Annotated in this window: 12 protein-coding genes; 7 read left to right on the top strand and 5 right to left on the bottom strand. The window is 63.8% G+C overall.

Annotated elements, in window-relative coordinates; translation table 11 throughout:
- Both MXAZACID_RS12575 and MXAZACID_RS12570 read left to right on the top strand, forming a co-directional pair.
- Positions 1-1,392, top strand: a complete 1,392-nt coding sequence (locus tag MXAZACID_RS12575; protein ID WP_008494775.1) for a bifunctional enoyl-CoA hydratase/phosphate acetyltransferase — start codon at positions 1-3, stop codon at positions 1,390-1,392.
- Positions 1,385-2,575 carry an acetate/propionate family kinase gene (locus tag MXAZACID_RS12570; RefSeq protein ID WP_008494774.1) on the top strand — a complete coding sequence of 397 codons (1,191 nt, stop codon included), beginning with the start codon at positions 1,385-1,387 and terminating at the stop codon, positions 2,573-2,575. The genes MXAZACID_RS12575 and MXAZACID_RS12570 overlap by 8 nt, the downstream gene beginning before the upstream one ends.
- On the opposite strand, the gene MXAZACID_RS12565 is transcribed toward MXAZACID_RS12570, so the two are convergent.
- From MXAZACID_RS12565 to hemE, 5 genes are all read right to left on the bottom strand, one after another.
- On the bottom strand, positions 2,560-3,405 hold the full coding sequence (locus tag MXAZACID_RS12565; protein WP_008494773.1) for an oxidoreductase: 846 nt from the start codon (positions 3,403-3,405) through the stop codon (positions 2,560-2,562). The two genes, MXAZACID_RS12570 and MXAZACID_RS12565, sit on opposite strands and share 16 nt — an antisense overlap.
- Before the next feature lie 338 nt (positions 3,406-3,743).
- The gene (gene hemJ, locus MXAZACID_RS12560; protein WP_008494772.1) at positions 3,744-4,193 is read right to left on the bottom strand and encodes a protoporphyrinogen oxidase HemJ; all 450 of its coding nucleotides are present in this window, start codon (positions 4,191-4,193) and stop codon (positions 3,744-3,746) included.
- Entirely contained in the window at positions 4,190-4,849 is a 660-nt protein-coding gene (locus tag MXAZACID_RS12555) for an HAD family phosphatase (protein ID WP_008494771.1), read from the bottom strand. The genes hemJ and MXAZACID_RS12555 overlap by 4 nt, the downstream gene beginning before the upstream one ends.
- Positions 4,839-5,870, bottom strand: coding sequence for a ferrochelatase (hemH, locus tag MXAZACID_RS12550; protein WP_008494770.1), 1,032 nt, complete (start codon positions 5,868-5,870; stop codon positions 4,839-4,841). The genes MXAZACID_RS12555 and hemH overlap by 11 nt, the downstream gene beginning before the upstream one ends.
- Positions 5,867-6,877 carry a uroporphyrinogen decarboxylase gene (gene hemE / locus MXAZACID_RS12545; RefSeq protein WP_008494768.1) on the bottom strand — a complete coding sequence of 337 codons (1,011 nt, stop codon included), beginning with the start codon at positions 6,875-6,877 and terminating at the stop codon, positions 5,867-5,869. Before hemE ends, hemH begins: the two co-directional genes overlap by 4 nt.
- 283 nt (positions 6,878-7,160) lie before the next feature.
- On the opposite strand from hemE, the gene MXAZACID_RS12540 reads away from it, so the two are divergent.
- The 5 genes from MXAZACID_RS12540 (at position 7,161) to holA (ending at position 12,994) form a co-directional block, all read left to right on the top strand.
- The gene (locus tag MXAZACID_RS12540) at positions 7,161-8,021 is read left to right on the top strand and encodes a pyruvate, water dikinase regulatory protein (RefSeq protein ID WP_026438936.1); all 861 of its coding nucleotides are present in this window, start codon (positions 7,161-7,163) and stop codon (positions 8,019-8,021) included.
- Positions 8,022-8,045: 24 nt separating this feature from the next.
- Positions 8,046-8,825, top strand: a complete 780-nt coding sequence (locus MXAZACID_RS12535; RefSeq protein ID WP_008494766.1) for an SDR family oxidoreductase — start codon at positions 8,046-8,048, stop codon at positions 8,823-8,825.
- A 104-nt stretch (positions 8,826-8,929) separates the two neighbouring features.
- Entirely contained in the window at positions 8,930-11,491 is a 2,562-nt protein-coding gene (gene leuS, locus MXAZACID_RS12530; protein ID WP_008494765.1) for a leucine--tRNA ligase, read from the top strand.
- Complete coding sequence (locus tag MXAZACID_RS12525; RefSeq protein ID WP_008494764.1) at positions 11,475-11,987, top strand: hypothetical protein; 513 nt, start codon at positions 11,475-11,477, stop codon at positions 11,985-11,987. The genes leuS and MXAZACID_RS12525 overlap by 17 nt, the downstream gene beginning before the upstream one ends.
- Positions 11,984-12,994, top strand: a complete 1,011-nt coding sequence (holA, locus tag MXAZACID_RS12520) for a DNA polymerase III subunit delta (RefSeq protein WP_008494763.1) — start codon at positions 11,984-11,986, stop codon at positions 12,992-12,994. The genes MXAZACID_RS12525 and holA overlap by 4 nt, the downstream gene beginning before the upstream one ends.
- The last annotated feature ends 86 nt before the right edge of the window (positions 12,995-13,080 follow it).

Raw genomic sequence — 13,080 nt, 5'->3', positions numbered from 1 at the left:
ATGGATATGCAGACCGAGCTGCTGGAAAACCGCATCTTCGCCGAGCTGGCGCTGGGCGATAGCGCCAGCCTCACCCGCACTGTGACGATGGACGATATCGCCCTCTTCTCCGTCATCTCCGGCGATGTGAACCCCGCGCATCTGGACAAGGACTATGCCGCGTCCGACCTTTTCCACCATATCATCGCCCAGGGCGTGCTCACCGCCGGGCTGATCTCCGCCGTGCTCGGCACCAAACTCCCCGGCCCCGGCACCATCTATCTCGGCCAGGAGCTGAAATTCCGCGCCCCGGTCTCCCCTGGCGACAGCATCACCGCGACGCTGACGATCACCGATCTGCAACCGGAAAAACACCGCGTCATTCTGGATTGCCATTGCCGCAACCAGGACGGCAAGGAGGTGCTGAGCGGCACCGCCACCGTGCAGGCGCCGACGGAAAAGGTCAGCCGCCCCGCCATCGCCTTGCCGGAAGTGCGGCTGCTGCGGCATGAGTTTCTGCGCATGCTGCTGGCCAAGGCCACCTCCGGCGAAAAACTCGCCACCGCCATCGCCTGGCCCTGCGATGAAACCTCCTTGCAGGCCGCCGCGGAGGCTGCACAGCGCGGCCTCATCACCCCCATCCTGGTCGGCCCGGCCGCGCTCATCCAGGCCAAAGCCGCTGAATATAACATCGATATTGCAGCCTTCCGCATCGAGGAGGCGGCAACCAGCGCGCAGGCCGCCAGCCGCGCCGTCGCTTTGGCGAAATCCGGCGAAGCCGGCGCGCTGATGAAAGGTGCCTTGCATAGTGATGAACTTCTGCACGAGGTGATGAAGCCCGAGACCGGCCTGCGCAATGGCAGCCGGCTCAGCCATGTCTATGTCATGGACGTGCCCGCCTACCCGAAACCGCTGCTGATCACCGATGCCGCGATCAATCTCTGCCCAAATCTTGAGGAAAAACGCGACATTCTGCAAAACGCCATCGATCTCGCCAAGGCCCTGGGCATCGAGGAACCGCGCGCCGCCATCCTGGCCGCGGTGGAAACCATCAACCCGCATATGCAGGCCACGTTGGATGCCGCCGCGCTTTGCAAGATGGCCGATCGCGGCCAGATCACGGGTGCCATCATCGACGGTCCCCTGGCTTTTGATAACGCGATCAGCGCCGACGCCGCCGCGCAGAAACACATCATCTCCCCGGTCGCCGGCCAGGCGGATATTCTGCTGGTGCCGGATATCGAATCCGGCAACATGCTGGCCAAACAGCTGAGCTTTCTCGCCAACGCGGATGCGGCGGGGATCGTTCTGGGCGCCAGCGTGCCGATCATCCTCACCAGCCGGGCGGATACGGAACGCGCCCGCCTCGCCTCCTGCGCCATCGCGGTGATGCTGGCTTCCCATCATGGCTGACGCGATCCTCACCATCAATGCCGGTTCCTCCAGCATCAAATTCGCTTTGTTCGAATTGCGCGATGGGCTGACCCGCATCGCCGAGGGCGAGGCCGAGAATATCGGCGCCGCCCCGCATCTGCGCATCAAGGCGGGCGGCACCCTGGCCTTCGAGCGGCGCTGGCCAAACCACGCGCCGCTGGATCATGAAGATCTTCTCAATGAAGTTCTGAACTGGGTGGAAGCCCATCTCGGCGCGGATAATCTCATCGCCGCCGGCCATCGCATCGTCCATGGCGGCGCCAGCTTCACCGCACCGTTGCTGCTCGACCCTTCGCATCTCGCCGAGATCGCCAAACTCAGCCAGCTCGCTCCTTTGCACGAGCCGCATAATTGCGCCGGGGTGCAGGCTCTGTTCAATCTCCGCCCAGGGCTGAAACAGATCGGCTGTTTCGATACCTCCTTCCATCACACCATGCCGGATGTCGCGACACGCTTCGCCCTGCCGGAAGCGCTGCATAAAGAAGGCGTGCGCCGCTACGGGTTTCACGGCCTCTCTTACGAATATATCGTCTCCCGCCTGCCCACCCAGGCCCCGCATCTGGTGAAAAGCCGTGTCATCATCGCGCATCTTGGCAATGGCGCTTCGATGTGCGCGGTGAAAAACGGCAACTCCATCGATTCCACCATGGGCTTCACCGCGCTCGATGGTCTGGTGATGGGCACGCGCACTGGCGCCATCGATGCCGGGGTGCTGCTCTATCTGATGCAATCCCACAACATGGACGAAGCCACCCTCACCGATCTGCTCTACAAGAAATCCGGCCTGCTCGGCCTCTCCGGCATTTCCGGCGATGTCCGGTTGCTGCTGGCCGATGGCTCGCCGGCCGCGAAACTGGCGCTGGATGTTTTCGCCTACCAGGCGGCGAAGCAGGCCGCCGGGCTGGTGGCGGCGCTTGGCGGGCTGGATGGGCTGATCTTCACCGCCGGCATCGGCGAGCACGCCGCCCCCATCCGCGCCGCCATCTGCGCGCATCTCTCCTGGCTGGGGCTGGAGCTTTCTCCGGAGGCCAATGACGCGAACGAGCCCGCCATCAGCACGCCGGAGAGCGCGATCGAGGTGCGGATCATCCCCACCGATGAGGAGCTGATGATCGCGCGCCACACGCTGAGCCTGCTGAGCCTGGCTCAGCCGGTCGGATAATCGGCGCTGTAGGAGTCTTCTTTCTGGCTGCTGATCTCCGCCAGACGCTCTTCCAGCTTCTTCGTCACCGCGTCATAGCCGAAGGCGCCGAGCACGATATGGCGCGGTGCCGTCTGCCTCTGCGTCAGCGCGATCATGACATCGCTGGCCCGGATTGGATCCCCCGCCTGGTTGCCGCTGCGCGCCCTGGTCGCCTCCAGCCGCGCCCCGGCGGTTTCGGCATAATCGGCGATCTTGTTGGGCGTCTGCTTCAGCGAGCGCCCGGCCCAATCGGTCCGGAACGGCCCCGGCTCGACGCACGTCACCTGAATGCCGAGCGCCTGCGTCTCGGCGCGCAACCCATCGGAGAACCCTTCCACCGCATGTTTGGAGGCGGCATAATAGGCCGAACCAGGAAAGCCGATCAGCCCGGCGACCGAGGTGATGTTGAGAATATGCCCGCTCTTGCGCGCCCGCATCACCGGCAGCACCGCGCGGGTGAGCGCGAACAGCCCGAACACATTGGCATCGAACATGGCGCGGATCTCATGCTCCTCGCCTTCCTCGGCGGAGCTTTGGTAGCCATAGCCGGCATTATTCACCAGCACATCGATCCGCCCGAATTTTTCCACCGCCGCCTTCACCGCCGCGTCGATCTCGCCCTGATCGGTGACATCCAGTCTCACCGCCAGCGCATTCGGCTTGTTCTCAACGATATCGGCAATCTGCGCGACATTGCGCGCAGTCACCACCACATTCCAGCCGCGCCGCAGCACCCGCAAGGCCAGCTCGCGGCCAAAGCCGGTCGAACAGCCGGTAATGAACCAAACAGGGTTTTGACTGTCGCTCATCGCATCCACTCCTTGCAAACAAGGCAGCTTATGTAGACCGTGTTGCCGGAATTTTCAGAGGTGACTTATATATTTCTTAAAATTTGCAGAAGTTTTTGGGGGTGTGGGGACTTTTTCCAAAAAGTCCCCACAAACGTTCGGGGCGGTGGCACGATGTTGCGACCACCCCAGACGTTTTTCGCCGCTTTTTTGTAAAAAAGCGGCACCAAAAAACTTTTATAACTTCGAAAAAGCCAGCTTAAAGCCGAAGAGAATGAAAACCCCACCGGCGACGCGGTCCAGCCACGCAATCACCCCGGTCGCGCCAGCCCGCAGCAGCAGCGGCGGGCTGAACGAGATCAGGGCTTCACCACCACCGCGATGACGATGACGATGAACAGGATTGTCGGTACCTCATTGGCGATGCGATAAAACCGTTCCGCCCGGCGATTCGAATCATTCAGAAAATCCCGGCGCCAGCGCGAACAGGCGCCGTGAAACCCAAACATCAGCAGCAGGGCGACAATCTTCGTCCACCACCAGCCCGCACTCCAGCTCACCGCTCCTGGGGTCAGCACCAGCAGCACGCCGAAAATGAAGGTGGAGATCATCGCCGGATTGATGATCTGTTTCAGCAAACGCCGTTCCATCACCTTGAAGCGTTCGGATTCAACCGATCCCGGTTTCGTCTGGCAATGATACACATAGAGCCGGGGCAGATAGAACATCCCCGCCATCCAGGCGGAGAAGCTCATGATATGCAGCGCCAAAAACCATTTAAAACATGGCAACAGAACCGGAAAGCTCACGCCAGCACCTCGAAAATCTCATCCAGCCGGCTGAACACCCGCCTCGATCCCTCAGCCAGAAGTTTCGCGCCATCGCCGTGCGGATCATAGCCGTAAGCGACCATCCCCGCCGCCACCGCGGCGCGCGTGCCCAACACGCTATCCTCCAGAACGATGCAGCGTTCCGGCGCAATCCTCGCATCGGCGGCGGCTTCCAGAAACACATCCGGCGCCGGCTTCGCCCGCCCGCCGCGCGCGATCACCCTTCCTGCGGAAATGCAGCGCCCGGCGGTGATCTCTGACAAGCCGGTGCGGGCGAATTTCACCGCCATCTCCTCATCGGAGGAGTTGGAGGCGATGCGCCAGTCAAAGCCCAGCGCCGTCACCTTCTCCAGCATCGCATCCGCGCCGGGGATCAACGCCGCCTCCTCCTTCAACACCTCAACCAGCTGGTCCGCCATCGCGCGCCGCCAATCCGCCGGCAGGCTGCGTCCCAGCCTGGCCTCGATCACCGGCTGCATGTCGCCGATATTCATGCCGAGAAATTGCCGCATGGACTCTTGCGCATCCATCGCCCAGCCCAGCCGCGTCATCTCCGCCGCCACCACCCGGTTGGCCACAATCTCGCTGTCAATCAGCACGCCGTCGCAATCGAAAATAATCAAATCAGGACGCACGCTGTCTCTCCCAGGGGCAATCCTTATGCGCCGCCCCGCAGCGCCCGCCTTCCTTGCACAGGCCGGTTTCGCCCGCCCGCTTCACCAGCCCGGCCAGCGCCGCGATGAAGGCCGGATCATCATTCGCCACCCGCGCCCGGACATAAAGCTGCACCTTGTTTTCCTCGGCCAGATGCCGGTTCTCGATATCCAGCTCCACCAAGGTCTCGATATGGTCGGAGACAAACGCAATCGGCACCACCACGAGCCCGACACCATCCCGCCCGGCCTGCTCGATCGCCTGGATCGTGCTCGGCTCCAGCCATTTCTGCGGCGTCGCGCGGGACTGGTAGCAGACCAGATGTTCAACCCCCATATCCGCCAGCCGCGCCCCCACCGCCGCACTGGTGGCTTCCACCTGCGCCTGATACGGATCGCCGGCCTTGACGATGCTCTCCGGCAGCCCATGCGCCGAATACAGCACTCGCAATTTCAAATCCGGATTCTGCGCCCGCGCGGTCTCGATCGCCTCGCGCACCATTGCCGCTGTCGCCTCGATATAGGCCGGATCGTCGAACCAGCAGCACAACGTGGTCACCGGGATAATCAGCCCGGCCTTCGCCGCCGCCTCGCGCCAATCGCTCAGCGAGGAGCCGGTGGTGGTGGTGGAAAATTGCGGATAGAGCGGTAGCAGCAGCACCCGCTCCGGCGCCCAATCCTTCACCTGGCGCACCGTCTCCGCCGCGAACGGGTGCCAATAGCGCATGGCGATGAAGCAGCGATATTCATCCCCCAGCTGCGCCTCCAGCGCCCGCGCCTGTTGCGCGGTCAGTTCCAGTAGCGGCGAGCGCCCGCCCATCAGCTGGTAATTCTCATAGGCCGCCTTGGCGGAGGAGCGCGCGATCAGCCGCGAGAGCCAGACCCGGATGAACCAAGGCGCACGGATGATCGCCTTGTCGGAAAACAGATTGACCCGGAAGGGCTTGATCGCCTCCGGGCGGTCCGGACCGCCCAGATTGAACAGGACGATCGCGGTTTTCATCTTGCGGCCCTCACCTTTTCCACCAGCCTCGCCACATGCGCCTCCGGGACATCCGGGGTGATGCCATGGCCGAGATTAAGGATATGTGGATGCCCCTTCACCTGCGCAAGCAGCGCTTCCACCGCCTCATCCAGCGCCTCCCCGCCCAGCTTCAGCAGCAGCGGGTCGAGATTGCCCTGGAAGATCGTCCCTGGCGGGCAGGCCGCCCGCGCCTCGGCCAGGCCGGTGACGCTATCCAGCGCCACCACATCCACCCCGCTCTCGCGCGCATATTCGCCCAGCATCAGCCCGACCAGGCGCGGAAACCCGATGATCTTCAGCCCCGGATGCAAGGCCCGCAGCCCATCGCAGATGCGCCTTGCCGGGCGGATCACCAGTTCGCGGAACTGCGCGGGGGGAAACAGCCCGGCCCAGCTCTCGAACAGCATCACGCAATGCGCCCCGGCCTCCACCTGGGCGGAAAGATACTCAATGCTGGCCTCGGCGAGGATATCCACAAGCTCGCGCACGAAATCCGGCTGCTCATAAGCCAGCTGCCTGGTGCGCGGAAAGCCGCCGCCCTGGCCATCCAGCATGTAGCAGGCCACCGTCGCCGGCCCGCCGGCGAAGCCGATCAGCCCCGTCTGCTTCGGCAGAGAGGCGCTGAGCCGGCTCACCGTCTCGATGACAGGCGCATACACCCCAGCCGCCTTGCCCGGCTGCAGCAGGCTCAGATCCTCCAGCGGCGGCAGGCGCGGCCCTTCCCCCTCGGCAAAGCGCAGCCCCTGCCCCATCGCCATCGGCAGGATCAGGATATCGGAAAACAGGATCGCCGCGTCGAAGCCGAATTTACGGATCGGCTGCAGCGTCACCTCTTCGGCCAGCGCCGGATTCAGGCAGAGCGAGATGAAATCCCCCGCCTTCGCCCGCGTCGCCCGGTACTCCGGCAGATAGCGCCCCGCCTGGCGCATCAGCCAGAGCGGCGGGGGCCAGACCTCATGTCCTCCCAGGACTTCACGGAATTTCATGCCCACCGCCTAAACCTAATCTTTATTTATTTAAAGTGAGAGTCGTAGTGATAGTACCCTGTGGATAACGGGGGTTAAGGCTCTTGGAGTCAAAATCCACAAACTTATCCACAGCAGGAAACCAGCGCTAAGGCTCTGTTTTTTACATATCCCCAGCGGTTATGCACAATCTGCACAGGGAAGGTTTGGCGGTCATCCCCCGTTCACCGGTTTTCCCCTCTTATCCCCACAATCCGGAAAATCGGGCGAGCCAAGCCGAGTTATCCACGCTATGAACAGCATTATGGACAGTGATAAGCTCGATATACATCTGATATCCGACGCCACTGGGGATACTTTGACCGCCCTGGCCCGCGCCGCCGTGGCGCAGTTTGATGAAAGCCGCGTCTCCTATCATCGCTGGTCGCTCATCCGCTCGCGCCTGCAATTGCACCGCGTCCTGGAGGGGATCGAGGCGGATCCCGGCCCGGTGCTCTGCTCCCTGGTGGATGATGCGTTGCGCCATGAGCTGGACGCCGCCTGTGCCCGCCTCGGCGTGCCGCTTCTGCATGTGCTGGACCCGCTGATGGACATGCTGCAAAGCCATTTCGGCGCCCCCGCCAAGCACAAGCCCGGCCGCCAATATGTGCTGGACGCCGATTATTTCCGCCGGATCGATGCCATGCATTTCGTCATCTCGCATGATGACGGCCAGGCCAATCGCGGGGTCAGCGAGGCGGATGTGGTGCTGGTCGGGGTCTCGCGCTCCTCCAAAACCCCCACCTGCTTTTATCTCGCCAATCGTGGCATCAAGGCGCTGAACGTGCCCTTGGTGCCGAACACGCCGCTGCCCAAGGAGCTGGAAAACCCCTCCTGCCCGATCATCGGCCTGACCATCGACCCGAAATCCCTCATCGATATCCGCCGCCACCGGCTGAAACTGATCGGCACCAACGAGATCTTCGGCCGGGTCGACAGCTCCGATTACGTGGACCAGGATTCGGTGGAAAAAGAGCTGATCTGGGCAAGGCGCCTGTGCAATGAGCGCGGCTGGCCGACCATCGACGTCACCCGCCGCTCGATCGAGGAGACCTCGGCGACGGTGCTGAAGCTGATGGAAAACTGGCATAATAAGCGCGCCGCCGCGGCTGAAAACGCCCAATAGACGTATCGTATTGGAGAATTCATCATGGATCTTGGTCTTCACGCCCGCACCGCCCTGGTCTGCGCCGCCAGCGCCGGGCTTGGCCGCGCCAGCGCCCAGGCCCTCGCCCAGGCCGGCGTGGCGGTGACCATCACCGGCCGCAATGAGGAAAAGCTGGCCATCGCGGCGAAAGAGATCGCCGCCGCCACCGGCGCCAAAATCAGCTACGCCGCCGGGGATATCACCACGCCGGAAGGCCGCGCCGCCGCCCTCTCTGTCTGCCCCAGCCCCGACATTCTGGTGAATAATGCCGGCGGCCCGCCGGCCGGGGATTTCCGCGATTTCTCGGAGCAGGATTGGCAGGAGGCGCTGAACGGCAATCTGCTCACCCCGATCGCGTTGATCAAAGCCGTGATCGACCCGATGATCGAGCGCAAATGGGGCCGCATCGTCAATATCACCTCCGGCTCGGTGAAGGCGCCGATCCCGCATCTCGGCCTCTCCAACACCGCCCGTACCGGCCTCACCGGCTTCATCGCCGGGCTGTCGCGCCAGGTGGCCCAGCATAATGTCATCATCAATAATCTGCTCCCCGGCGCGTTTGACACGGACCGGCTGCAGAAACTGGCCAAGGTTGAAGCCGAGAAATCCGGCAAGAGCCTCGAAGAGGTGGTGCGCGCCCGCGCCGCCGGCCTGCCCACCAGGCGCGTCGGCCAGCCGGAGGAATTCGGGGCGATGTGCGCGTTCCTGTGCTCGCAATATGCGGGCTATATCGTCGGCCAGAACATCCTGATGGATGGCGGCAACATCAACAGCACGCTTTAACGGCGAGGTTTTTCCGCCTTTTTGAAAAAAGGCGGCCCAAAAACTTTTGCACCTGAGGCTCCAGCCCTTTCCGGGTCTAAGCCTCAGGGATAAACAGGCGCACCATGTCCGAAACCGAACCCACGCGCTATGATTTCTCCACCGCCGAGCCGCATTGGCAGGCGCAGTGGGAGGCCCAATCCTGCTTCAAGGCGGAAGATGTTCCCGCCGAGGGCAAGCCCAAATACTACGTGCTGGAGATGTTCCCCTACCCGTCGGGGAAGATCCATATGGGCCATGTGCGCAACTACACCCTCGGCGACGTGGTGGCGCGCTACAAGCGCGCCCAGGGCTTCGCGGTTTTGCACCCGATGGGCTGGGACGCGTTCGGCCTGCCCGCCGAAAACGCCGCCCGCGAAAACAAGGCCAATCCGGCGGACTGGACCTACAAAAACATCGCCAATATGCGCGCCGAGCTGAAGCGCATGGGCTTCTCGCTGGACTGGACCCGCGAATTCGCCACCTGCGATCCTGAATATTACGGCCAGCAGCAGAAGCTGTTCCTGGATTTCTGGAAGGCCGGCCTGGTTGAGCGCCGTGATGCCGCGGTGAACTGGGACCCGGTGGACATGACCGTACTCGCCAATGAGCAGGTGATCGACGGGCGCGGCTGGCGCTCCGGCGCGCTGGTGGAGAAGAAGAAACTCTCCCAATGGTTCCTGAAAATCACCGATTCCGCGCAGGATCTGCTGGACGGGCTGAACAGCCTGGAGCGCTGGCCCGAGCGGGTGAAGCTGATGCAGGAAAACTGGATCGGCCATTCCCAGGGCGCGGAAGTCACCTTCAAGCTGGCGGATGGGTCGGACGATATCACCGTCTACACCACCCGCCCGGATACTTTGTTCGGCATGTCCTTCCTGGCCATCGCGGCGGAGCATCCCATCGCCAGCCTGGTCGCCCAGAGCAACCCGGCAGCCGCCGCCTTCATCGCCGAATGCGCCAGCCAGGGCACCTCCGAGGCCGCCATCGAGGCCGCCGAGAAGCGCGGCTTCGACACGGGCTTGAAAGTCATCAACCCGCTCACCGGCCAGGAGCACCCGGTCTGGATCGCGAATTTCGTGCTGATGGAATATGGCACCGGGGCGATCTTCGGTTGCCCCTGCGGCGACCAGCGCGATCTGGATTTCGCCCGTAAATATGACCTGCCGGTGCCGGTGGTGGTCTCGCCCGACAAGGACTCCACCCCGGAGATCGGCAACAAGGCGCTGGATGGTGATGGCTTCATCGTCAATTCCGGCTTCCTTTCCGGCCTGACCACCAAGGAGGCCAAGCCCCGCGCCATCGCGGAGCTGGAGGCGCGCGGCTTCGGCAAGGCGGTGCAGAACTGGCGCCTGCGCGATTGGGGCATTTCCCGCCAGCGTTATTGGGGCTGCCCGATCCCGGTGATCCATTGCGAAGCCTGCGGCGCGCAGCCCGTGCCGGCGGAGCAGCTCCCCGTCACTTTGCCGGCGGATGTCACCTTCGAGACGCCCGGCAACCCGCTGGACCATCACCCGACCTGGCGGCATGTGAACTGCCCCGCCTGCGGCAAACCGGCGACGCGCGAGACCGACACCTTCGACACCTTTATCGACAGCTCCTGGTATTTCGCCCGCTTCACCGCCCCGCGCGCCAGCACCCCGACGGTGGCGGCGGCCGCGAATGCCTGGCTGCCGGTGGACCAGTATGTTGGCGGTATCGAGCATGCGATCCTGCATCTGCTCTATGCCCGCTTCTTCACCCGCGCCATGCACAAGACCGGCCATCTGGCGGTGGACGAGCCCTTCGCCGGGCTCTTCACCCAGGGCATGGTCACGCATGAATCCTACAAGGATGAAAACGGCGCCTGGCTCTATCCGGACGAGATCACCCGCACCGCCGATGGCGCGGTGCTGAAAGCCACCGGCGCGCCGGTGACGGTGGGCCGGGTTGAGAAAATGTCCAAATCCAAGCGCAACACCGTCGATCCCGGCGCCATTGTCGGGCGCTTCGGGGCGGATACGGCGCGCTGGTTCGTGCTCTCCGACAACCCGCCCGAGCGCGATGTGGAATGGACCGAAAACGGCGTCCAGGGCTCTTTCCGCTTCCTGCAGCGCCTGGCCCGTGTCGGCGAGGAGATCGCCAAATCTGGCAACACCCAGGTGGAGAGCTACGGCCCCGAGGCCAAGAAGCTGCGCCAGCTGGCGCACCGTTCTATCGAGGCGGTGACGCAGGCGCTGGAGAGCTTCGCCTTCAACCTCGCCGTGGCGCGGCTCTATGAGCTGCTGAACGCGGTCGCCACCCCGGCTGAGGGCGCGGACATGCAAGCGGCGCGGTTTGAGGCCATGGAGATATTGGTGCGGCTCGCCAGCCCGCTGGTGCCGCATCTGGCCGAGCATCTCTTCGCCAAGCTGAACCCCGGTGCGGGCCTTGCCGCGCAGCAGCCCTGGCCGAAGGCCGACCCGGCTTTGCTGGTGGTGGATGAGCTTACCGTCGCGGTGCAGGTGAATGGCAAGCTGCGCGGCACCATATTGGTGCCGGCGGGGGCGGGTGAGGATGTCGCCATCCCGCTTGCCAAGGAGGCCGTGGCGGGCACTATAGGCACGCAGACCATCGTCAAGCAGATCTACGTCCCAGGTAGGATCGTGAATTTTGTCGTCAAACCGTAAAGCCTTCGCCGCCCTCGCCCTTCTCGCCCTCTCCGGCTGCGGCTTCACGCCGCTTTATGGCGGGGCGCAGGGGGCGGCCGCCAGCGACAAGCTCGATAGCGTGTTCGTGCAGAACCTGCCCGAGCGCACCGGGCAGATGCTGCGGCTGAGCCTGCAGCAGCATCTCTACACGGATGGCCAGCCGGTGACCGAGCATTACGTGCTCGCGGTCAATTACAGCATCGGCCAGACCGGCGAAGGCGTGCAGTCGGACAGCTCCACCAGCCGCACCCGCTTTGATGCGCGGGCGAGTTGGACGCTCGCCCCCATCGGCCACCCGGAGCAGATTCTGGCCTCCGGCAATGCCGTCGCCGCGGATGCGCTGAACGTGATCGACCAGCAATATTTCGCCGCCAATCTGGAAACCGCCAAGGTCAACCAGACGCTGTCCGATGAGATTGCCGAGCAGATCACCGTGCAGCTCGCCGCCTGGTTCCGCACCCATCCCGCTGCATGAAGTTTGAAGCCAGCCGGGTTGAGGCGTTCCTGAAGGCGCCCAATGCCCGCCTGGTGCTGCTGCACGGGCCGGATGCCGGGCTGGTGGCAGAGCGCGGGCTGGCCTTGGCGCGCAGCGTGCCCGGCGCGCTGAATGATCCGTTCCGCTTCGCCGAGCTGTCCAACCCCAGCCCGGATATGCTTCTGGCGGAGGCCACAGCGGCTTCGCTCGGCGGCGGAGAGCGTGTGGTGCGGGTGCGGGATGCGCATGAGCCGCTAACAAAATCGTTAGAATTATTAACTAAATCGCCGCCCGACGCGCTGGTAATTCTGGAAGCCGGGGAGCTGACGGCGAAATCCAAGCTGCGCAGTCTGGCGGAGAAAGCGCCGGGGATTGTCAGCATCGCCTGCTACGCCATCGATGCCGGGCGCTTGCCGCAGGTGATCACGGCGCGGCTGCGCGCCCAGGGGGTGAGCATCGACCAGGACGCCGCCGCCTGGGCCGCGCAAAATCTCTCCGGCGAGGAAGGCCCGCTCGGCCAGGCGCTGGAGATTCTGGTGCTCTATGCCGGGGCGGAAAAACGGCTTTCTTTGGCGGATGTGTCTTCGCTGCTGGCGGATGGCGGCGAGACCTCGGTGGGGGATGCGATCGATGCGGCGCTGACGGGCGATCTGGCGGCGACGGATAAGGCGCTGAGCCTGGCTTATGAGGAAGGCGCCTCGCCGGTGGCGCTGGTGCGGGTGCTGCTTTCGGAACTTGCCAAGCTGCGTCTGGCGGCCAGCGCCATGGCGCAAGGCGCTTCGGCGCAGGAGGCGATGGCCGGCATGCGCCCGCCGGTATTTTTCAAGCGTCAGCCGGTGGTGCAGAAAATGCTAAGGCTCTGGCCGCTGCGGGCGGTGGAGCAGGCTTTGCAGGCGGCGCTGGCGGCGGAAGTGGCGTGCAAGACCACCCATATTCCCGACGACGATTATTGCCGCCAGACCTTGCTGGCCCTGGCCAGCCGGGCCCGTTCGGCTGGCCGGCAATAAGGCCGGATTCGCCCCGGCGCTCTTAGAGCATCAAGCTTTTAGCTTGATGCTCTAGCTTTTGTTTTAGCGAGCAATTTCATGTGTTT

The organism is Acidocella sp. MX-AZ02 (genome assembly GCF_000306035.1).
In the GTDB taxonomy this organism is placed as follows: domain Bacteria; phylum Pseudomonadota; class Alphaproteobacteria; order Acetobacterales; family Acetobacteraceae; genus Acidocella; species Acidocella facilis.
Note: the sequence above shows the minus strand (reverse complement) of the source record. Positions and strands in the feature narration are given on the sequence as shown.